Genomic DNA, 22711 nt, shown 5'->3' with positions numbered 1-22711 from the left:
TATTCCTGATTGTGCCTATTGTAGAAGTTGGAGCCGACTCCAGGTCAAGAGTTGGTTAATTATCTGAATGATCTTGACTGAGCTTGCTTGACTTGGAGTTGACTCCAAGATATATAATGCACAGTAAAAGCGTATACGGGAGGGGAATACCATGAAGACCGAGACTACATTTACGATCAGACAGGCAGCACAGTATACAGGTATCAGCGAGGACAATATTCGTTATTACGAAAAAATATCGCTGCTGCCTCGTGCAGAGCGCAAGGAGAATGGACACCGTATTTACCGGGAACAAGACGTACAGACGATCCAGTTTATCTCCTGTCTGAAAAGAACGGGAATGTCGCTGGAAGAAATGCGTCCTTTTCTGCATGTCTCTGCCAATAGGGACCCTGCCGAATATCCGGAGCTAGTAGAGCGCTTGAGAAATCATCGGGATCATATCCGGGAACAAATTGCTTCATTGCAAAAAGTTGCCGATTTTGTAGACCAGAAGCTGGAAGAAGGCAAATATCTAAAGAGCTTCACGCCAGAGCAGCGCAAAGAATGCGCAGATCGTGAAGCGGCAGAATCATCGGAAAAATTCATCTCCTCCGTACAAATGAACTATTTTCCCACCCCTGTCAAAGCGGCAACCAAGTAACTGTAGATAGGGTGTTTATATTCACGGCATAACACCTAACAGGCAGCCCGTAGTGAAATGGGCTGCTTTCTTGTATACTGGGGGCAGGAAATATCTGGTTACATACTTGCTTGTCAGGGAGGGATTTTCTTGAGAACGATTGATTACAGTAATTACTATTGGCAGGATGACCGCATACGCCTGCGGGCGCTGGCACCGGAAGATTGGGAAGACCACTATATTAACCGCTTTGATACGCCGGCAAGACGACTGCTGGAATGCGCGGTAGAGCTGCCGCCGACGATGGTAGAAGCGCAGCAATTTACCGAGACATATGCCGGATTTGCAAATAATCGGTTGATGTTCACGATGGAATCACTCGATGGAGAGAACGTAGGAGCCCTGAATCTCAACAGTATCGACGAACGTAATGGAACATTCAGTATTGGCATTCAGGTCGATCGGGATCATCGGGGTAAAGGATACGGCACCAGAGCCATTCACCTGCTGTTGAAGTATGCCTTTTTCGAGAGAAGACTGAACAAATTCAATAATTATGTACTGGAAGGCAATATAGCCTCGGCTACGATGCTGCGCAAGGTAGGCTGCATCCAGGAAGGAATACGTCGGCAGATGTTCTATACCGATGGACGATACCAGGACTGCATCCTGTTCGGAATGACCAAGGATGAATATGTACAGTTTCTCGAATGGAAGGAAGTTCAAGATTGATATCGTATGTGACGGGAGAAGATATACATAGGTTATTTAGTTGGGATGATAAGTTTGCACGGAGGTGATAACAAATGGATAAAGTAGAAGTTCTGTATTCTTTTCGGCAGATGTATGAGGAATTGAATCAAATATTGTGTCGATTCGATCCGTATGGTCTTTCGGATGGAGGAAGAATAGCTGATGAGTTTGATGGAGAAGCATGGGATATTTTGTACGGTTTGATGGATACTAGAGAATTGTCTGAAGTTATTCATCTGGTTACCAACGTATTTGCTCAGTCCTTTAGTAAAGAATCCTTCAATCAAGACAACTGCAGTGAGGTAGCCACCATTATTTATTATTGGTGGAACAATAAATAAGCTTCGGCTTCTGAAGTAGCTGCTCATTTACCATTCTCCAATCCAAAGAGGTGTTGGATTCTTGTAGCCCATTTCGGTTAATATCTCCCAAGCGTTATCCAGAATCTGCGGTGTGGTCTGCGTCCAGAGTTCCTGATGACTGGTCAGCAGATAAGAGAGGATCTCTGCAATATGTCGTGGTTTGCCCAGATGGATCGTAGTATCCACCCCATCCCGCTGCGTTGGAATATCGTAAAATGCCCAAAAGGTATGTGGATCTTCGTCAGGTGGATTCGCTTTGAACAGGAGCGTGATTTTGATGTTTTTATTCTCTTTGGGCGACAGGTTTAAGGTAAAGCAGGCACCGCTGGAATACCAGTACATAAATGCACGATGATTGACAGTTATATTTCGAAGTGGACTTTTCATGGGTACCTCTTTATCTGAACTCAGGAATGTAATAATGGTATATTAAATAAGGTATCACAAGTAAGTTATGAATTAAATTAAAGGAGGAATAGAACAATGTTGGGAATCGACGTCAAGAAGGTAGATGAGGATATTATTATTAGATATCAGCTTACAAAGCTGGTCATTCCTGTTGCTGATATTATCAGTGTCTCTCTGGATGATACGTATGGCGGCAAAGAGACAAATGCTATTCGGATCGGTGCACCGTATGGCACAACCGATCGAGTCGCTATCCAGACCAAAACCAATAACTACATACTTTTTACTACCAATTATACGAAGATCATGAATACTATCAACTCAGCGATTGAGAACAATTAACAGGTTGAATTTATATAGTAATATTCAAAAGGTCACTTCTTATTTTAAGAAGTGACCTTTTAACGTGCAAAATGAAGTAATGTTTAGAGGGGATGATCATAGGCAACTTTGGTTATTTTTTAAAAGAAAGCAATCTAAGTGACATCTTGGAAATTCATCTATTCATCTGCATGACGTACAGCAGCTGTTTTTCTTTCTTTGCGTCGCATCGGTGAGACTTTCCAGTAAGTCCCGGTACGCCATAGCCATTCAACAGGACCATAATTGAAGTGTTTAAGCCACAGCTTGCTAACCCCAATTTGAAGTATAAAGAATACAATTCCAATCGGAAGTAACGCTGCAAACGGGATCGGAGGAACGAAAGCAATTTTACCTAAAGCAGCCATGCTTCCTCCTATAAAAATAGAACCAAACACTAAGGATTGCAGTAAGTAATTGGTTAAGCTCATACGGCCAATCCAGGCAAACGGATGAACTAACCAAGAGAACCTGGATGAAGAAAGAAACAGAAAGATTAAAGCAAATCCAATAGAAATTCAAGAAACAGCAGGATAGACGATACCTATCCATGCTGTTTCTGTTAGACATGCTTTGTTTAGGAAATTAAGTGTGGTATCTTTGTATTCATTTTTGTTTTAATTTAATTCTGCATTATAAATAGCGGTTCAGATGAGTATCTCAATTCCCCGCTTGTTTGCCGCGCTTACGCACAATCCCTTCTGCCAAACCATACCCGGCAAAGCAAATTGCCAGTACAGCATAGATCATCTCTACCGAAGGCAGCAGTGGTAAAACGATCACCGCCACCAGCACGAATACAGCGGTGCGGATCAGACTGCGTACGATCTGCGCCTGATGCTTGCCCGGCAGGAAAATAATTGCTGATGATATCGCATACACTACAAATCCAGCCACTGACAGCCATGCAAAGCTGCGCGGAGTCAGCTCATGATGGAATCCGTAATGTACCACATTTGCAACAATCCCCAATGACATAAACGTCAGCAGATGGCCGTAAATGACAGACTGCCCGGAGCTTTTGCGGTCTTCACCGGCGATATGCTCCGACGATTCAAAGTAATGCCACCAGACCGATACCGCAATGATGAATCCCAGCACCGCAGATACGACCGTAGCGCCGGTAATATGATCTTCACGCAGTCCATTAACTATGACCAGGATCAGCTCGCCCAGCAGGATGATTGTCGCCAGTCCGTATCGTTCGAGCAGATGCGGATGATGGACCGGCAGCTTGCTCAGTACGCGGCGGCGCCCCAGCAGCGGCAGCAGGATATCGACCACAATACCGGTGTACAGCACGATGAATTTGCCATCGCCCGGCACCAGTACGGAGGAGAAGCTGATCAGTGCCCCGATGAGGAAGCTAATCGCCAGATAGCGGGAGATACGGCGGGGTTCGCCATCCCGCTGCATCCAGCCGCGCATGTACATGAATACGGTAGACAGCCGAATCCCGACATAACCCAGCATAAAGAACAGATAATATGCTCCAAAATCCAGATTGATACTCGCCGCCATCATAATGACGAACACCATCTGTACAAAGTAGGCGATCCGCTGGACGCTATCGTCCTGTCCAAAGCGGTTAACGTATACAGTGAAGCCTGTCCAGGCCCACCAGAGTGGAACAAAAATCAGTATGTATTTCAGAATGACATCGACCGGAATCGTGCCGTGATGCGAGTGAGCCAGCACATGCGCGGTGATCGAGACGGCTGCGACATAGACCAGATCATAGAACAGCTCCAGCCAGGTGACTTTTTTGTGTGAAATGAAATGACACATCCTTTCGGAAAAAGTAGATTTCCAGTTGAAACCAGTATAGCAAGGATTACGGTACAAAATCAGCTTATTTGTCGGTAAAAGTCATACGCTTATCCGCCTCATTCTATTTTTTGAGGCAGACACAGTTAACGAATAGGGTCAGACGGTTAATAGGTGAATAACTCACCTCTTTATGGAAAATACGAACGGAGGCTTTTGCATCCCATGTCCAACTCTCATCCCGAACACTCCCAGTCGTCACAGCAGCATTCCGGTACCAATGCCAACCCGTCCGCTACACCTGCATTCTGGCATAATGATGGGACCGATATTCGTATCCCGGTTCCGCGTGAATTCAGCTTTGCCGAAAATTACAGCCATCTGGCGACCGCGACCAATGAATCGCTGTATACGCTGGTGGATGGCGCGATCTATAAAGCAATTGCCGTCAATCAGCAGGCTACGGTAGTAGAGATTACTGCTGAAGATAGCACGTATATCCGGATTCGCTTTATCGATGAGCCACATTGGGATTCGCCTGAATTGCGTGCTGGCGTAGCGCAGTATGTGTATGACTGGTTTGATCTGGGGACCGATCTGGCTCCTTTTTATGAAATGGCCAAAAATGACCCTCTGCTCAAGGAAGCGATCGTGTCTTTTTATGGCCTGCGCAATATGGGCATTCCGGATCTGTATGAAGCGATTTGCTGGGGGATTCTGGGGCAGCAGATCAATCTGGGATTCGCCTATACGCTGAAAAGGCGATTTGTCGAGCAGTTTGGACAGGCGCTGTTACGGGAAGGCCGGAGTTACTGGCTGTTTCCTACAGCAGAGCAGATTGCCGGTCTGACAGTAGAGCAGCTGTCTGCCGCTGGAATTACTACGGTCAAAAAGTGCGAGTATCTGATTGATACGGCCAGACGTATTGCCGAAGGCACATTGTCCAAGGAACAGCTGCTTCAAGCAGGCGATGTAAAGCAGGCCGAGAAAATGCTCGTGCAGATCCGGGGCATCGGGCCCTGGACAGCTCATTATGTGCTGATGCGCTGCCTGCGGATGCCGTCAGCTTTTCCGATTGATGATGTGGGACTGCATAACTCAATCAAGCATGTGCTTGGACTGGAGGCCAAGCCGACCAAAGCGCATATTCTGGAGTTATCTGCCGGCTGGTCATTATGGGAGTCGTATGCAACGTTTTACTTGTGGCGGTTTCTGTATTAGCTGTTGCTATCTAAGGATTCATGCCGTTTCTGTAGTTACGGAATTCCTTAGGAGTACGCTCATAATACTTTTTGAACGATTGTATAAAATGGGTGACATGATTAAAACCGACTTTATGCGCGATTGCTGTAATAGTCTGATTTGTAGAGAGCAGTAAATCACTGCTTTTTTTGAGTCTATATTTGATGAGGTAATCGTAAGGAGTCATATGAATGGTTTTTCTGAAGCTGCGGGTGCATTCGGAAATGCTCAAATGAGCAGCATCTGCAATTTCCTGCAAGGTAATATTCGTATCATAATGTTGGTGGATAAAGCTGAGCATAAGCTGCAGCCGCTCCTGCTGCAGTCTCAAGTGACGCGGTGACTCCTCGATGGGAAGCGAAAGGTTGGAAATCAGGATAAACCACAATTGTACGGTTTTAATAGATACCTCGTACTGCCAGCCCCAGCCTTTAGGCATGTCGAATTTACTTTTCATCTCCCATAGCATATTCAGTACCTGCTTCTCCCAGTCTTCTTCGCCGCCAATTACCAGCGAGATCAGGGACGAATTGGTATACGGCAGCACATAATTCTGCTCCATCGAGCTCTCCGTATAAAAAGCTAACAGCTTTTCGGGAAAATTAAAACTGACATACTGACCGTTTGGTGTCAGTTGAGTAACAATATGAAGTATTCCCTTATTGATCATAATCGCCTGTCCAGTCTCCAGTGTATAATCAATACCATTCACCTGAATGACCAGCTTTCCTCTCGTAACCAGCGTGATTTGCAGCTCGTCATGCCAATGCAGATCGTTAAATCCTCTGCCTTCCGGAATGCTATTATGAACAGTATGAGTATACATAATATAAGGGAATGAATGATCCGGATAAGCAATCGCTTCGTATAATGGCTTCTCCACGAATGATTCCTTCCTTTCGTATGACGATATTCTGATATAAATAAGTGATATTACTGCACAATTCATTCCAGAGTGATGATATTATCATATCAGATCTTGGGCTTGTTCTTAAAGCCTGTGCACAGACTGCAAGAGAAAGCCTCTTGGAGGCGCAGTAATGAAAATAAATAATTCTCGATTGGGGATTCATCCCTATGTTTTGCTTTTTATTAGTATACTGTCTGTTTCGGTCTCATCCATTATGATCAAATCTTCGGATACGCCTACAGCTGTAGCCGGCATGTATCGTTTGTATATATCAGTGATTATTATGCTCCCTTTAATCTCGTGGAGAGCACTGTATACTTCCCAATTGAATAGAAAAGATTGGAGTACGATTGGGATTGCCGGTCTTTTTCTGGGATTATACTTTCTCTGCTGGATGGAATCGCTGGTATATACTTCAGTAGCGAGTTCGATGGTCATTCTAGCATTGCAGCCTTTGTTTGTGATGGTTGGTTCATACTTTATGTTTGGTGAACGGATGGGACGAGCCGCTATATTATGTCTGCTGGCATCTCTGATCGGATCTGTAATCATAGCATGGGGAGATTTAGGTATATCCAGAGAAGCACTGATTGGTGACGGATTGTCACTGCTGGGTACCCTGCTGGTCTCGGCTTATATGCTGGTTGGACAGAAAGTCAGCCACAAAATAGATGCCAATGCCTATAGTGTAATTGTGTTTTTTATTGGCGGTACGGTTATGCTGCTTTATAATCTGCTAAATCATAGTTCGCTAACCGAATATCATGCTTCGGACTGGCTATATTTCGTCCTGCTGGCCATAATACCGACTATATGTGGACAGTATATTTTTAATCTGCTGCTCCAATCGATAGGTGCTACTACAGTGTCGGTAGGTATTATCGGTGAACCAGTACTGGCAATTATACTGGCTTATCTTTTTTTGGGTGAGCAGATTTCTATTTTCCAGTTGATTGGAGGCTGTATCACACTAATAGGAATGGGCATGTATTTCTGGCTGCATACCCTGAAGCACACGGCAGCAAGGCAGATTTCTGAATAAGTGACACACAAATATCATTTCAGAATAATAAACAGGAGATGAATAACATGGCTGTATTTGATGACTTTGCCAAATTGGATATTCGCACCGGAACCATTATGAAAGCTGAGTTTTTTGCCAAGGCCAGAGTGCCTGCGATCAAGCTGGAGATTGATTTTGGACAGGAGATTGGATATAAAACGTCCAGTGCCCAGATTACCAAAAGATATACAGCTGAAGAGTTGGTGGGTCGACAGATTATAGGGATTGTAAATTTTCCGCCACGGCGTATCGCTGGATTTGATTCGGAAGTGCTGGTATTGGGAGGTATTCCAGATGAGGGGGATGTCGTTCTGCTCCAACCGGATGTTCCTCTTCCTAATGGCATACCAATAGGCTGAACAACAATAATTTCAGGCAAAAGGGATAGGGATGGAATCGTTCCTATCCCTTTTTCTGTTAAATTCACAAAATGGATAAATATTTTTGCGCACTCTTTGATGCAAACGGTTGCATAAATCAAAAGATAAGACTATAATAACTTATAATTTCATACCAAATGCAATACGTATTCAATCGTCTGTTTCTCCACAGTTATCCCAGGAAACCTGGCACAACGCAATTAGTTACACTTTGGCCTACATAGTTTACTGAAAACCCTTACTTCGGCTTTTGAGCAAACGATTGCGCAAAAACAGCTTCTTGGCCATTACCGATGAAGAACAGTAACAATCTATGGAATCGGATTAGGAGGATATTATGTTAGCAGAACAGCTTAATAAAAAAGGCAACAAAGTTACCCGGCAGCACCTGCCTAAGCTTCCCCTTCATATGATCTGGATGATCAGCTTTGGATTTTTGGGAGTACAGATGGCGTTCTCACTGCAAAGCTCCAATATGGGACGTATTTTTCAGACGATTGGTGCCGACCCTCATAGCCTCGGATTCTTCTTTATCCTGCCGCCGCTGGCAGGTCTGATTGTACAGCCGCTGGTTGGCTATTTCTCGGATCGTACATGGATGCCGAAGCTAGGACGGCGTATTCCGTACCTGTTGATGGGCGCGATTGTCGCCGTTATCGTGATGTGTCTGCTGCCCAACTCGGGCAGCTTCGGCTTTGGTCCGATGGCTGCGCTTACCTTTGGCGCGATTACGATTTTGTTTATGGATGTATCCTCGAACGTAGCCATGCAGCCTTTTAAAATGATGGTTGGCGATATGGTCAACGAGGAGCAAAAGGGATTTGCCTACTCGATCCAAAGCTTTCTGTCCAACAGCGGCGCGGTAATCGCTTGTATTTTCCCGTTTCTGCTAACGATGCTGGGTGTATCGAATAATGCGGCACCGGGTGTCGTTCCGCAATCTGTAGTCATTTCCTTCTATGTGGGGGCGATTGTACTGATCGTCTGCAGTCTGTTCACGGTATTCAAAGTCAAAGAATATACGCCAGCCGAATATGCAGCCTACCACGGAATTACAGACGAGAACAAGCCAAAGGCGGGCATGATGAGCCTGCTGCGCACAGCGCCACGGGTGTTCTGGACGGTGTCTCTGGTACAGCTGTTCTGCTGGATGGGATTCCAGTATCTGTGGACGTATGGTACGGGAGCAGTCGCAGCAAATGTATGGAACACAGCTGATCCTTCCAGTGCTGCATATCAGGCAGCAGGTAACTGGTTCGGCATTCTGTCGGCGGTACAATCGGTGGCAGCTGTACTGTGGTCACTCGTACTCGCCAATATGTCGAACAACAAGCGCAAAACCTGGTATGCACTCAGCTTGGTGCTGGGCGGTATCGGATTTGGCTCGGTCTTCTTCATTCACAGCCAGGGCGCTTTGGTCGTATCCTTCCTGCTGATCGGTATTGCCTGGGCAGCGATGATGACGTTCCCGTTCACCATGCTGACCAATGCACTGTCCGGGGAAAATATGGGTACGTATCTGGGTCTGTTCAACGGCAGTATCTGCCTGCCGCAGATTATCGCTTCCTGCCTGAGCTTCGCTCTGTTCCCGGCACTCGGTTCCTCGATGCCGGTCATGATCCTGATTTCCGGTGTGCTGCTGGTAATTGGTGCCTTTACGGTAGGCACGATCAAAGAAACCTATGCAAGACGAGATCAGACATTGAACTAACATGGTAGGTATAGGCCGTATAAGCCTGAACCTGGCACGAACCTTCTGAAGAAGGAAGAGATTATACATCTCTTCCTTCTTTTTTTAATATTCGCATTATCCTGCCCCATTGCTGCTTTCTTTAATTTACAGATAATTACTTTAATGATAGTATGAACCCATCTGGTACAAAGGAGGGTGGCACTCAATGATTCATTCCATGCGTTTACGCTAAGCAGCCGAAAAAGACGAATCCCTATTGAGGTGGGCTTTTTTTGTGATGCTTGTCGTTACGTATATGGACATTGACTGCGATCCGGACGGCTGTCTGTTGTGTTGTCCCGCTATGTTCCTGTACGTCATGAAGCAGATCCGGCCCCTGTAGGCGTTGATCTGCTTTTTTGCTGCTTTATCTGTACAGAAAAGGAGAGGGTATCATTATGTATGCAGATTGGAAACGAAAATTCGCATTCATTTTTAGCGGGCAGATCTTCTCGATCCTGACATCTTCGATGGTACAATTCGCGATTATCTGGCATCTGACCGAAACGACAGGCTCGGCTTCGGTATTAATGATTGCAGCGCTGGTTGGATTTATGCCGCAGGCACTGCTCGGGCCATTTATAGGGGTATGGCTGGACCGCTGGAACCGCAAGTTCACCATGATTGTAGCGGACAGTGTAATAGCGGTATCCAGTCTTGCACTCGGGGTATATTATTTGGCTGGAGAGCCGAGTCTGTGGGTGGTCTATGTGGTGCTGTTTATCCGCTCGGCGGCTTCGGCTTTTCATGGACCTTCCTTTCAGGCAGCGATTCCGCTGATTGCGCCGGAAGATCAACTGACCCGGGTAGCCGGATGGCATCAGCTGGTATTCTCCGCCTCGAGTGTACTGGGTCCGGCACTGGGTATTGCCGTATACTCGGCTACTTCACTCGGAACACTGCTGCTGCTCGATGTCGCAGGAGCATTGATCGCCAATGTGATGCTGATCATGGTTCGGATCGATCAGCCGAAGCAGGAGATTCAGGAGACTCCTTCCTTTCGGCGCGAATTCGTTCTGGGCTGGAAGACATTGATCTCGGATCAATCGATAGTGACGATTACGATCGCGATGGCTGTATTCAGTGTCGTCTTTATGCCGCTGGCGATGCTGTTTCCGCTAATGACGCTGTCGCACTTTGGCCGTGGCGGATACAGCGCCAGTCTGATTGAAGCCGTATTCGGCATAGGCATGATCCTGGGCAGCATGCTGTTGTCCGTGCTGGCGTCCAAATGGAAGGATTCCACGTATATCAGTCTGAGTCTGGGCATCATCGGAATAACCTGCATGGTGAGCGGCATGATCAGCAGCAGCGCCTTCTGGGGATTCGCGGCTCTGTCTTTTCTGATGGGCGCGGCGGCTCCACTGTTCAATGGACCGTATATGGCGATGATCCAGAAAGCCTATGAACCGGAGATGCTGGGACGGGTTCTTTCGCTGATTACGAGTATCGGGCTGCTATGCTCGCCGATCGGATTGGCTCTGGCTGGTCCGGTAGTGGACCGGTATGGCGTTCAGGTATGGTTTTTCTGGTCCGGTATTATCGTGGCACTGGTAGGACTGGCGATGTTTATACGATTGTATGGCATTCCCCAGCCAGGTGAGGAGAAGCAGGCACTGGATTAAGCAGAAAACAGGCAGGCTTATCGTGCATGTGTAATTTTTTTCACTGATGGATTGCTTACATTGCCGGTAATATGGTAGCATAGCAATACCGTTTTATAACTTCATAATTATTCAAGGGCTATGATTGCTATGGATCACACTATAGCAGGAGCAGCTTCTGGAGAGACTGCGGATTAACCGCGGCGCCGAAGGGTTCACAATCTCAGGCAAAAGGACAGAAGAGTACCGAATATATATTTGTCATGCGGATCGTTGCGATCCATAGGGCAGGTGTATATTTTGATATTCTTGTGCACTCGAGATTGGATGATATCCAGTCTCTTTTTTTATGGATTTTTACGTAAATTACGCAAGGATTGAGGGGGAAATCAGTATGGCACAGAAAGAATTAAAAAGAGAACTTGCCAATCGGCACGTACAGCTGATTGCGATCGGAGGTACGATTGGTACGGGGTTATTCCTCGGATCGGGCAAAGCGATCGAGAAGGCAGGACCTTCGATTATTATCACGTATCTGATCGTCGGCATGGCTATCTTTTTCGTAATGAGGGCACTGGGCGAGCTGCTGCTCTCCAAAGCAGGCTATCAGTCATTCACGGATATCGCCGAAGATTATCTGGGGCCCAAAGCCGCTTTTATCACCGGCTGGACCTACTGGTTCTGCTGGATTATGACCGCAATGGCGGATGTAATCGCGGTAGGCGTATATGTGCAGTATTGGCTCGATATTCCGCAGTGGATGCCGGCAGTCCTGTGCCTGATTATTCTGCTGGGGCTCAATCTGATGACGGTCAAGAATTTTGGGGAACTAGAATTCTGGTTCGCGCTGATCAAGGTAATTACCATTCTGGCACTGATCGGTCTCGGAATAGTGCTGCTGATCATGGGATTCAAGACCGATGCAGGCTCGGTAACGGTCCGCAATCTGTGGGAGCACGGCGGGATCTTCCCGAACGGAGTCACCGGTTTCCTGTTTTCGTTCCAGATGGTCGTCTTCGCCTATGTAGGTGTAGAGCTGGTCGGTGTATCGGCCGCGGAAACGGCTGATCCGCAGAAAAATATTCCGTCGGCGATCAACAAGATTCCGCTGCGCATTCTGTTTTTCTATGTGGGCGCATTGATTGTTCTGCTCTGCATCAATCCATGGACACAGCTGAGTCCGGCGGAAAGTCCTTTTGTACGTACTTTTACCCTCGTCGGTATTCCAGTCGCAGCGGGAATTATCAACTTTGTCGTACTCACCTCGGCGGCATCTGCGTGCAACAGCGGCATGTTCTCGACCAGCCGGATTTTATATAACCTGAGCCGCAAAGGACAAGCTCCCCAAAAGCTGGGTGAGCTCAATCGCAATCATGTACCAGGCAGCTCCTTGTTCGTCTCGACGCTGGTGATCTCCGGTGGCGCGCTGCTGAGCAAGCTGATTCCAGGGCAGGCTTTTGAGATCGTAACGACGATCAGTGCGATTTGCTTTATCTGGGTGTGGGGCGTTATTCTGGTCTGTCATATCCGGTACAAAAGAAAACGCCGCGATCTGCATAATGCGTCCACGTTCAAAGCGCCTCTGACTCCATTTATCAATTATGCGGTACTGGCACTGTTCGCTGCGATCCTGATCATTATGCTAATCGCCGAGGAGACACGCCCGGCGCTGCTGTGTACGCCGCTATGGTTTATTTTGCTGCTGGTGCTGTATTCTCTGCGCACCAGAAAGATCAAGGAAACTACAGATACGAGTAGCGTAACTCACTCCTGATTGTCAAAGAGATACGGGAATCAGCATTGAGCAGGTGAAGCAGGAATAGTATAATGAATCAGATATACACTGACGTTTATAAGGATACTTATTCCTTTTGTATGGATAAAAAAAATAAAGGCTTGGTGAGCGGAGGGAAATACGCGATGAATGACAACACAGTCGATACGACACAGCGTTTGGAGAATCCTGAATCCCAGCCCCGCCGTATACGGGCAGATGCACAGCGCAATATGGATTCTCTGCTGCAGGCAGCGATGAATGTATTTGCTTCTTCGGGAGTGGATGCGCCGGTACGGGAAATTGCGGAGCAGGCAGGAGTGGGCGTCGGGACAGTCTATCGCCATTTCCCGCAGCGTTCGGATCTGATCGAAGCGGTCTTTCGGCAGGAGGTCGATGCCTGCGCCGATGCAGCGACAGAATTGTCTGCACAGTACGGACCGGGAGAAGCGTTGGCACGATGGATGCAGCGGTATGTGGACTTTATTACAGCCAAGCGCGGACTTGCCGCAGCACTTCATTCGGGCGATCCGGCGTATGAGATGCTGCCGGCCTACTTTGATAAGCGACTCAAACCGGCTCTGGCCGATCTGCTGGAGACAGCGGCGGCAGCTGGTGAAATCGGTGCAGATGCCGAGCCGGATGATCTGCTGCGTGCAGGTGCAAGTCTCTGCGCAGCTGGGGCAAAAGGAGATCCACAGCAGGCACGCCACATGGTAGCCTTGCTCGTAGATGGGCTACGTTACCGGGCGAATCGTTAAGCTGGCAAAATCATCGGGATGCAGAACACTGGGCGATTGATGTTGATTTCATTTATGATGTTGATTTCATTTATATAGAAGGAATGTCATTATGTCTATTCAGCAATCGCAGGAAGATAGCAAATATGTATAGTCATGATTCAAGATAGAATTAAAAATTATTAAATAAAAAAGGAAGCCATGCGGATGGCTTCCTTTTTTATTTAATCAGGTATGAGATGCGGCTGTAGGCAGAAAACGGTCATGGGACATCATAGTTGCTGACTGCATAGCCGATTCTGTCTGATCCGCACGCTTAAAATGAATTACGATCTTACTTGGATTCAATGCGACCCATCGGATTGTCGCCTGCTGCCAGCACTGCCTTGGCAGCTTCCCAGGAAGTATCACCTGGATACAGCTGGCTGCGGAGATAAGCCCAGGTAAGCTGCTGCACCAATGCGACCCGCTTTGGATTCTCGTCGGTTGTCTCAGCCACATCATAGCCGGATACACCACCCAGTCCGTGACCCGCATCGAACAGGGTGAGCAGATCTTTGGGACCCGGTGCAAGGAAGTACGGGTCGGTATGCCAGTCGGGACCCACTACCGTCAAATGACGGGAATCATCCTGGTCACCGGCGATCACAAGCGCAGGTGTATCCATACCTGTAAAATGCATGGTCGAGAAGAAAGGATAATTCTGTGCAGTAAATTCGCTGAGTGCATCGCCGCCCCGGCCAGGTGCAGCGAGCAGTATCCCTGCTTTGATCCGGGACTCTTTCAGATTCACGTCGGTTCCATCTACGGGGTCGGTGAGGCTGGCGCCGAGAAGTAGACTGATCGTATTACCACCCATGGAATGACCTGCTGCAGCGACGCGGCTGTGATCCAGCCGTCCGGCAAGCAGCGGTACAGCAGATTCAATCGCATCCAGATGATCCAGAATATACATCATATCCTGAGCACGGGAACGCCAGTACATCGGCGCTTCGGGATGATCCGAACCAAGATCCAGTGTACGGGAGCTTAGATGAGTAGGCTGGATCACGACAAATCCGTGCGCTGCCCAAAAATCGACGAGTGGCGCGTATCCATGCAGCGAAGACAGATGATTGGAAGGCCCTTGTCCATGCGAAAGCAGAATAATAGGCAGGTTACTTCCCTCAGCAGGTGCAGTGACTTTGATATGCAGATCGACAGGACGGCCAGGAACAGGAAGCACTAACGGACTATACGAAAGAATGGGAGTCGGGACACTCATTGTGATTTCCATGTTTAAATTAATCTCCTTTTCGGATCAAATGTTGGCTATCGCTGTCTGGATGTAGTATGTATAAGTAACAAGCGGAACCATGTTCCGATTATATACGGAACATGGTTCCATTTACAATAGGTTTTTGAATAAAATAAAAAAATCGATTTATCCTAGAGAAATGGATAGAGGATGTATCTGCGCAGAACTTCTTTATTTTTACCGGGAAAAGACTGTCTGGGCTGCAACCGTAATGGTATACTGATTGCTGTAGCGCAAGTAACGGACATTTCATGCACTGCTGTAACTGACAGACATTCAACCCTGGAATCATTCCAATAAAGCACTACCCTTATTAACTTTGAGAGAGCAGGATTATATTAATGACAGATAACAACACCCCGGTTTATCGCTTTAGTGAAGCACCAATATGGAATCTATTGTGGGAATACTATGAAGAAGAAGGACTGAGAGCTTGGAGTAACGATCAGGTACCTCAATATGTAACGAGCAATCCAATGATCGGCGATGCCTATGCGGAGATGATCTTCGGATTTCTGCAGGACCGGGCGAATCAGGGGTTTGGTTCGGAGCCGGTATACATTGTGGAATTGGGCGCCGGAGCCGGCCGTCTCGCTTATCATGTGATTCATGAGCTGCGCGAGCTGATCGATTATGCAGGCATTGATGTACCGAATTTCTGCTATGTGATGACGGATTTGGCGATGAACAATGTAACGGCCTGGCAGCAGCATCCTGCGCTGCAGTCCTTTATTGCCGAAGGAATTGTGGATTTTGCACGGTTTAATGCAGTTGAGGACACAGAACTTCATCTGGCTGTATCCGGAAAAGTCATTAAGCAGGGCGATCTCAAACAGCCTGTGCTGGTTGTCGCCAATTACTTTTTCGATGGGATTCCGCAGGATCTGATCTATATCGGAGACGGCAAAGTCCATGAAGTAGATGTAGCGGTGCAGTACCCCGAATCCGATGGCGTCCTCAAAGCTTCCGAGCGTATCAGCCAGATTCAGCTGGACTATACGTATCGTCACGCCCCGGAATATGAACAGGATGATTATCCGTATCGCAGCGTAATCGCTATGTATCAGGAGCATATGGAGGACTCGCATATTCTGTTCCCGGCAGCCGCATTTACCTGTCTGGATCGGCTGAATGCACTGTCCGAAGCCGGATTCCTGCTGATTACGGCGGACAAAGGCGATCACCTCATGGAGAAATGGCAATTCGCCGAACCGCCTGAGCTGATCCTGCACGGCAGCTTTTCCTTTACCGCCAACTACCATGCGATGCAGCAAGTATATGAGCAGCGCGGCGCAGAAGTATTATTCCCGACCCAGCACTACAGCAGCATCAATATCGGCTGCATTCTGAGCCTGGAAAAGCCAGCCAAGTATCCGAATATGCGACTGGCCTATCGCCGCTCTGTGGAACGGTTTGGCCCGGATGAATTTTTCAGTCTGAAATTGTGGGTGGATCAGCATCTGGACAGCATCGGATTGCAGCAGATTCTGAGCTTCTGGCGGCTGGGCGGCTATGACGCAGAGTTCTTTATCCAGACAACCAAGCAGATCTCCAGTCTGATGCCAGAAGCAACCGATGATGAGAAAGAAGATATTCTGAGCGGTATCGAGACCATGTGGTCTTCGTATTATGTAATGGAGCATCAGCATTATGATCTGGCGCTGGATATCGGTCTGGTGTTGTTCGAGATGGATATGTACGAACAGTCCAAGCGTTTCCTAGAGATTTCGGTTGCTGGGGAAAAAGAAGAAGTCGTGTCGACCGTCTATTACTGCCTCGCGATCAGCTGCTTTGAGCTGGATCAGATCGAAGAGGGCGCACAGTACCTGCGCAAACTGCTGGAAGTCGAGCCGGATCACGAAGAAGCACTGGCGCTGATCAGCCACTTTGAGTCCATGGAATAGACCTATTGAGCAAAGTGTTACCAGATCAAAGGTTCGGGTTCATATCGAGGTCATTAAAGACTAGTTATGTGGAATAACGATCCTTTGGCTAAATAGCATATGTAGAATATGGAGATTCTATTTCTCCAGTAATATACAAAAGCACAAAAGACGCCTGTAATGGGCGTCTTTTTGTTAATCATCAGAGGCTATTCAATCTCTATTTCTTTCACCGTCTCGCCCTCGATCAGTACCGGCTCATAACAGGTATTGTCCGGCAGATCCTTTTTGCCCTGTAGCTTTTTGATGATCCACTCAGCAGCATCGCGTCCCATCTGTTCCTGCGGATGAGTGAGTGTCGTCAGCTTGATGCTGGCGTTTTTGGCGATATAGGAGTTGTCCTGGCCGATAATCGACATATCATCTGGAATAGAAATCTCTAGCCTTCGGCAAGCATGTACCACTTCCAGCCCTACTTCATCGTTGTAACATACAATCGCCGTCATCATATCCCGGTTATCCTTGAGAAAAGTATCCAGATGCTGAGCGAGATCCGGCTTGGAATCTGTATCAAAAGACAGCACCTGCTCCGGATGGAAACGCAGTTTGGCTTCACCGAGTGCTTTGATATAGCCTTTCATACGGTACTTGCCCTGCAGGTCGTCCATTTTGGCAATAATACCGATCTGGGTGTGACCTTTGGAGATCAGCTCCCGGGTAGCCAGATAGCTGGACTGCACATCATCCAGACGGAAGAATGGCACTTCCAGTTCCTCGTAAAAGGCATTGATCATCGTAAAGGGTACATCCTGCTCCTTGAACGACAGGTAGTACGCAATATTCGGATTGTACAGATTGCTCTTGGTCGGCTCGACGATCAGACCTTCTACGCCGTAGGAGAGCATCATCTCCAGCGCCTTTTTCTCCTGAGCTACGTCATTATTGGTACTGGCCAGCAGCAGCGAATAATTGTCCTCATTCAGCCGACTCTCGATACCACGAATAATGGACGGGAAAATATAATCCGAGATGTAGGTCGTAATCACACCGATTGTTCGGGTCGCTGTATGACCACCTGAGCGGATACGGTACTGGTTGCTGACATATGTGCCAGACCCTTTTTCACTACGCAAGAATCCTTCGTTCGACAGTTCCAGAATCGCCTTGCGTACCGTTTGGCGGCTCACATTATAACTTTCCTGCAGCGCCAATTCTGTCGGAATCTGTGTACCCACACTGTAGGTTCCCGAGAGAATATGACTTTTTATATCATCAATGATGACCTGATATTTGGGCTTCACGTAACCACTTCTTTCATCGTTGTTCATCCATACACCGTTCATTTTCAAATAGTTGTACGTACACATTTTATCATGATTAGGTATAGATGGAAATGAAATGACCTTTTTCTCCAAATTAACCGTACAAATATGGCTTTCTGTAAAGAAATGTACCTTATATTTTTATCTAAATCAATCCTAAAATTCTGCCTTACTCGTTCGATTCAGCTATTATGTAAGTATAAATTGTATATAATGTTGACAAATGTACGTACAAAAAATATACTTGAACTGTCGAAAAAAGAGAGCGCATTCTTTTTGTGAAGATAGAAAATATCTATTTAGTCAGATGAATGTGACAACTCCAGGTTGCTATATCACATACACGAACACATACATGAATTTATATCAGCATAGGCTGATGGATTCCGAACAAGCTATTGATACATTGGCGTGAACCTGTCGGAGTTCAGGAAAGTGATTCTAACGTACATGATCAGTTTAGAAAGCGCTTTTTTGAAATCGACAGGACATGCTGACAAGCCATCCACTGGATGTAAAACGGCAATCAGAGAGGGGATACAGGATCATGAGTCAGGTAGATATGAAAGAAGCGATCACGGCGGGAGCAACGTCGCTTGGTATCGAATTTGGATCGACACGGATCAAGGCGGTACTGATCAACAAGCGCTTTGAGACGATCGCATCCGGCAGCTATGAATGGGAGAACCAGCTCAAAGACGGATTCTGGACCTATGATCTGGAGACGATCATTGACGGTATGCAGACAGCTTATCGCAAAATGAAGCAAAGTATCCAGGAGCAGTACGGTATCACGCTGCAGACGGTAGGATCGATCGGATTCTCCGCGATGATGCATGGCTATATCGCACTGGATAACAGCGGCGAATTGCTCGTTCCTTTCCGTACATGGCGTAACGCTACTACGGGAGCGGCAGCGAGAGAGCTGACCGAACTGTTCCAGTTCAATATTCCGGAGCGCTGGAGTATTGCCCATCTGTATCAGGCGATTCTGAACGAAGAGACGCATGTACCACAACTGTCTTCTATCACAACGCTGGCTGGATATATCCACTGGCGGATGACTGGCAATCATGCGATCGGAATCGGCGATGCATCCGGTATGTTCCCGATCGAAGAGACTTCGCACAATTATCACCCGTCCATGATCAAACAGTTCAATGAGCATGTGTCCGGCAAAAGCTACCCATGGAAAGTAGAAGATCTGCTGCCCAAGGTGTATCGCGCAGGTGAAGAGGCCGGTACATTGACTGCCGAAGGCGCCAAGCTGCTCGATCCGGACGGTGATCTGCAGACAGGCATTCCACTGTGTCCGCCGGAAGGCGATGCCGGTACGGGTATGGTCGCAACGAACAGTGTACGCAAGCGCACAGGTAATATCTCGGTCGGTACATCCGTATTTGCCATGATCGTCCTGGAAAAGGAATTGTCCACGGTGTATCCGGAGATCGATATGGTCACTACACCGGACGGCAGTCCAGTCGGTATGGTACATGCCAACAATTGTTCCAGCGATATCAATGCGTGGCTCGGACTGTTCCTCGAATTCTCGGAAGCAATGGGTTATGGATCGGACAAAGAAAAATTGTTCGGCGTACTGTTCAACAAAGCACTGGAAGCCGACCCGGATGGCGGCGGACTGCTGAGCTACGGTTACTATTCCGGCGAGAATATTACCGGTATGGAAAAAGGACGTCCGCTGTTTGTTCGCTCCCCGGAAAGCAAGTTCAACCTGGCGAACTTCATGCGTACCCATCTGTTCACGGCATTCGGCGCACTGCGAATCGGTATGGATATTCTGACCAATGAGCAGGTACAGATCGACAGCGTTCTGGCACACGGTGGGCTGTTCAAGACGCCGCTGGTCGGACAGCGTATCGTATCGGCAGCACTGAACGTGCCTGTAGCAGTAATGTCCACAGCGGGTGAAGGCGGAGCTTGGGGTATGGCGCTGCTGGCATCCTACATGATCAACAAGGATGCCGAAGAGAGCCTGGACATATTCCTGGAGCAAAAAGTATTCCACGATGTAGAAGGCGAAGAAGTGACGCCGGACGATACGGATGTACACGGATTCGAGATCTTCCTGGAGCGCTACCGTCAGGGCCTCGCGATTGAGCAGGCAGCGATTGATCATCTGTTAGAGAACGGAGGAAACTAATATGTTGGAGCAACTGAAAGAAGAAGTATATCAGGCGAATCTGGAGCTGCCCAAGCATGGATTGGTGAAATTCACATGGGGCAACGCGAGTGCCGTCGATCGTGAAAGCAATCTGTTCGTTATCAAACCAAGCGGTGTCAGCTACGAGACGATGAAGCCAAGCGATATGGTGGTTGTCGATCTGGACGGCAATGTAGTAGAAGGCGATATGAGACCTTCCTCCGATACAGCGACACACGCTGTTCTATATAAGCACTATGCGCAAATCGGCGGTATCGTGCATACCCACTCCACCTGGGCAACGATCTGGGCGCAGGCTGGTCTGGATGTACCTGTGATGGGAACGACACATGCCGATACTTTCTACGGTGCTGTACCCTGTGCCCGTTTCCTGAATCAGGAAGAGATCGACCGCGGCTATGAAGCCGAGACTGGACGCGTGATCATCGAAACTTTTGAACAGCGCGGTCTAGATGTTATGGCGATTCCGGCAGTATTGCTGCATGGCCATGCACCATTCACATGGGGCAAAGATGCCAAGTCCGCTGTCGTAAACAGCGTCGTACTCGAAGAAGTCTGCAAAATGAACCTGTACGCACGTGAACTGAATCATTTTGCCAAAGAACTGCCGCAGAATATTCTGGACAAGCACTATCTGCGCAAGCACGGCAAAGACGCGTACTACGGTCAGAAATAAGTAGCAGCGCTCCCGTCGGATCGTTCCATAATCATTTATCAGTCATAGCGCAATTGTAATATACCGTCCCGGAACAGCGTATTTTCAACAATTATATATTATGGAAAAGAGGATGATTACATGTCAGCAGCAGCAGAAAAACAATTTTGGTTCGTCGTAGGTTCCCAGCATCTGTACGGAGAAGAAGCACTCGGTGAAGTTAAAGCCAATGCACAGAAAATCGCCGACTCCCTCAATGCAAGCGGCGTACTGCCTTATCCGCTCGTTCTGCAGGATCTGGCGGTAACAGCAGACAAAATCACTAATATCATGAAAGAAGTCAACTACCGTGATGAAGTAGCTGGCGTGATCACATGGATGCACACATTCTCTCCTGCGAAAATGTGGATTCGTGGTACCAAATTGCTGCAAAAGCCGTTGCTTCACCTGGCAACGCAGTACAACGAAAGCATTCCTTGGGCAACCATCGATATGGACTTTATGAACCTCAACCAGGCTGCACACGGTGACCGCGAATACGGATTCATCAATGCCCGCCTCAAAAAACAAAACAAAATCGTCGTTGGATACTGGGAGCGTGAATCCGTACAGCAGCAAATCGCTGACTGGATGGATGTAGCTGTTGCCTACAACGAAGGATTCAACCTGAAAGTAGCCCGTTTCGGCGATAACATGCGTAACGTAGGCGTAACCGAAGGTGACAAAGTAGAAGCACAGATCCAGTTTGGCTGGACCGTGGACTACTATGGTATCGGCGACCTCGTGGAATACGTTAATGCCGTAACCGAGCAGGAAATCGATGCGCTAATGGCTGAATATGCCGAGCTGTATGACTTTGAATATGGTTCCAACAGCAAGGAAGCATGGGAAGCCAGCGTACGTGTACAAGCGAGCTACGAGATCGCCATCAAGCGCTTCCTCGATAACGGCGGCTACACTGCATTCACAACGAATTTTGAAGATCTGCATGGCATGAAGCAGCTGCCAGGTCTGGCTGTTCAGCGCCTGATGGCACAAGGCTACGGCTTTGCCGGTGAAGGAGACTGGAAAACAGCAGCCCTGGATCGCCAGCTGAAAATCATGAGCCACAACCTGAACACAGGCTTCATGGAAGACTACACGTATGAAATGGCAGCGGGGCAAGAAGCGATTCTGCAATCTCACATGCTGGAAGTAGATCCTACCCTGGCAAGTAGCAAGCCAAAAGTAGTCGTATCCCCACTGGGTATTGGCGATCGTGAAGACCCTGCACGTCTTGTATTCGACGGCAAAGCAGGCGAAGGCGTAGTCGTATCGATGGCTGACTTTGGTACACACTACAAACTGCTGATCAACGAAGTATCCGCATTCGAGCCGACTGTTCCGGCACCGAACCTGCCTGTAGCACGCGTACTATGGGAAGTGAAACCGAACTTCCAGGACGGCGTACGTGCATGGATCGAGAATGGTGGCGGTCACCACACGGTTGTTTCTTTGAACCTGACTACCGATCAGATCATCACTTATGCGAAGCTGGTGAACCTGGACTACGTGGTTATCAAGTAAGATGATGTAGAGACTTGTCTGCATGCAGACAGGACGCCCTATAGCATATGCACTTCTAGACCGGAGAGATTCTCCGGTCTTTTTTGCTA

General features: G+C 47.8%; 21 protein-coding genes and 1 riboswitch. Of the genes, 15 read left to right on the top strand and 6 right to left on the bottom strand.

Going from position 1 to position 22711, the window contains the following annotated elements:
* The first annotated feature begins 151 nt into the window (after window positions 1–151).
* From AR543_RS02595 to AR543_RS02585, 3 genes are all read left to right on the top strand, one after another.
* Window positions 152–643 (top strand): MerR family transcriptional regulator, encoded by a 492-nt coding sequence (locus AR543_RS02595; protein WP_060531589.1) that lies wholly within the window; start codon window positions 152–154, stop codon window positions 641–643.
* 129 nt (window positions 644–772) lie between these two features.
* Window positions 773–1354: a GNAT family N-acetyltransferase gene (locus tag AR543_RS02590; protein WP_060531587.1), complete on the top strand. Its 582-nt coding sequence runs from the start codon at window positions 773–775 to the stop codon at window positions 1352–1354.
* A gap of 74 nt (window positions 1355–1428) precedes the next feature.
* Window positions 1429–1716: a hypothetical protein gene (locus AR543_RS02585; protein ID WP_060531585.1), complete on the top strand. Its 288-nt coding sequence runs from the start codon at window positions 1429–1431 to the stop codon at window positions 1714–1716.
* Between the two features lie 27 nt (window positions 1717–1743).
* Here AR543_RS02585 and AR543_RS02580 read toward each other — a convergent pair whose 3' ends face one another.
* Window positions 1744–2124, bottom strand: coding sequence for a hypothetical protein (locus AR543_RS02580; protein WP_060531583.1), 381 nt, complete (start codon window positions 2122–2124; stop codon window positions 1744–1746).
* 96 nt (window positions 2125–2220) lie between these two features.
* Here AR543_RS02580 and AR543_RS02575 point away from each other — a divergent pair, with 96 nt between their 5' ends.
* Complete coding sequence (locus tag AR543_RS02575) at window positions 2221–2487, top strand: SunI/YnzG family protein (RefSeq protein WP_060531581.1); 267 nt, start codon at window positions 2221–2223, stop codon at window positions 2485–2487.
* Between the two features lie 158 nt (window positions 2488–2645).
* Here the strand turns inward: AR543_RS02575 and AR543_RS02570 are convergent, their stop codons facing one another.
* Both AR543_RS02570 and AR543_RS02565 read right to left on the bottom strand, forming a co-directional pair.
* Window positions 2646–2996, bottom strand: a complete 351-nt coding sequence (locus AR543_RS02570) for a DUF418 domain-containing protein (RefSeq protein WP_227871879.1) — start codon at window positions 2994–2996, stop codon at window positions 2646–2648.
* Window positions 2997–3165: 169 nt separating this feature from the next.
* The gene (locus AR543_RS02565; protein ID WP_060531577.1) at window positions 3166–4293 is read right to left on the bottom strand and encodes a low temperature requirement protein A; all 1128 of its coding nucleotides are present in this window, start codon (window positions 4291–4293) and stop codon (window positions 3166–3168) included.
* A 204-nt stretch (window positions 4294–4497) separates the two neighbouring features.
* On the opposite strand from AR543_RS02565, the gene AR543_RS02560 reads away from it, so the two are divergent.
* Window positions 4498–5493, top strand: a complete 996-nt coding sequence (locus AR543_RS02560) for a DNA-3-methyladenine glycosylase family protein (protein ID WP_082472094.1) — start codon at window positions 4498–4500, stop codon at window positions 5491–5493.
* Between the two features lie 10 nt (window positions 5494–5503).
* Here AR543_RS02560 and AR543_RS02555 read toward each other — a convergent pair whose 3' ends face one another.
* Window positions 5504–6397 carry an AraC family transcriptional regulator gene (locus tag AR543_RS02555; protein ID WP_060531575.1) on the bottom strand — a complete coding sequence of 298 codons (894 nt, stop codon included), beginning with the start codon at window positions 6395–6397 and terminating at the stop codon, window positions 5504–5506.
* Between the two features lie 157 nt (window positions 6398–6554).
* Between AR543_RS02555 and AR543_RS02550 the strand changes: the two genes are divergently transcribed.
* The 6 genes from AR543_RS02550 to AR543_RS02525 all read left to right on the top strand — a co-directional run bounded on the left by AR543_RS02550 (window position 6555) and on the right by AR543_RS02525 (window position 13738).
* Window positions 6555–7466, top strand: a complete 912-nt coding sequence (locus AR543_RS02550; protein ID WP_060531573.1) for a DMT family transporter — start codon at window positions 6555–6557, stop codon at window positions 7464–7466.
* A gap of 47 nt (window positions 7467–7513) precedes the next feature.
* Window positions 7514–7846: a chaperone CsaA gene (csaA, locus tag AR543_RS02545; RefSeq protein WP_060531571.1), complete on the top strand. Its 333-nt coding sequence runs from the start codon at window positions 7514–7516 to the stop codon at window positions 7844–7846.
* A gap of 358 nt (window positions 7847–8204) precedes the next feature.
* Complete coding sequence (locus AR543_RS02540; RefSeq protein WP_060531569.1) at window positions 8205–9578, top strand: SLC45 family MFS transporter; 1374 nt, start codon at window positions 8205–8207, stop codon at window positions 9576–9578.
* 419 nt (window positions 9579–9997) lie between these two features.
* Window positions 9998–11224, top strand: coding sequence for an MFS transporter (locus AR543_RS02535; protein ID WP_060531567.1), 1227 nt, complete (start codon window positions 9998–10000; stop codon window positions 11222–11224).
* 147 nt (window positions 11225–11371) lie between these two features.
* Window positions 11372–11452, top strand: a riboswitch (glycine riboswitch).
* A 145-nt stretch (window positions 11453–11597) separates the two neighbouring features.
* Entirely contained in the window at window positions 11598–12977 is a 1380-nt protein-coding gene (locus AR543_RS02530) for an amino acid permease (RefSeq protein WP_060531565.1), read from the top strand.
* Between the two features lie 146 nt (window positions 12978–13123).
* Complete coding sequence (locus AR543_RS02525) at window positions 13124–13738, top strand: TetR/AcrR family transcriptional regulator (protein ID WP_060531563.1); 615 nt, start codon at window positions 13124–13126, stop codon at window positions 13736–13738.
* 313 nt (window positions 13739–14051) lie between these two features.
* Here the strand turns inward: AR543_RS02525 and AR543_RS02520 are convergent, their stop codons facing one another.
* The gene (locus AR543_RS02520) at window positions 14052–14993 is read right to left on the bottom strand and encodes an alpha/beta hydrolase family protein (protein WP_060531561.1); all 942 of its coding nucleotides are present in this window, start codon (window positions 14991–14993) and stop codon (window positions 14052–14054) included.
* Between the two features lie 362 nt (window positions 14994–15355).
* On the opposite strand from AR543_RS02520, the gene AR543_RS02515 reads away from it, so the two are divergent.
* A complete protein-coding gene (locus tag AR543_RS02515) occupies window positions 15356–16918 on the top strand; it encodes an SAM-dependent methyltransferase (protein ID WP_060531559.1) in 1563 nt (520 codons plus the stop codon).
* A 188-nt stretch (window positions 16919–17106) separates the two neighbouring features.
* Here AR543_RS02515 and AR543_RS02510 read toward each other — a convergent pair whose 3' ends face one another.
* Window positions 17107–18198, bottom strand: a complete 1092-nt coding sequence (locus tag AR543_RS02510) for a GntR family transcriptional regulator (protein ID WP_060531557.1) — start codon at window positions 18196–18198, stop codon at window positions 17107–17109.
* 568 nt (window positions 18199–18766) lie between these two features.
* Here AR543_RS02510 and AR543_RS02505 point away from each other — a divergent pair.
* From AR543_RS02505 to araA, 3 genes are all read left to right on the top strand, one after another.
* Window positions 18767–20380, top strand: a complete 1614-nt coding sequence (locus AR543_RS02505) for a xylulokinase (RefSeq protein ID WP_060531556.1) — start codon at window positions 18767–18769, stop codon at window positions 20378–20380.
* A gap of 1 nt (window position 20381) precedes the next feature.
* A complete protein-coding gene (locus AR543_RS02500) occupies window positions 20382–21077 on the top strand; it encodes an L-ribulose-5-phosphate 4-epimerase (protein WP_060531554.1) in 696 nt (231 codons plus the stop codon).
* 120 nt (window positions 21078–21197) lie between these two features.
* Entirely contained in the window at window positions 21198–22622 is a 1425-nt protein-coding gene (gene araA, locus AR543_RS02495) for an L-arabinose isomerase (protein WP_060531552.1), read from the top strand.
* Window positions 22623–22711 lie beyond the last annotated feature (89 nt).

The sequence above is a fragment of the Paenibacillus bovis genome (assembly GCF_001421015.2).
GTDB lineage: Bacteria > Bacillota > Bacilli > Paenibacillales > Paenibacillaceae > Saccharibacillus > Saccharibacillus bovis.
Note: the sequence above shows the minus strand (reverse complement) of the source record. Positions and strands in the feature narration are given on the sequence as shown.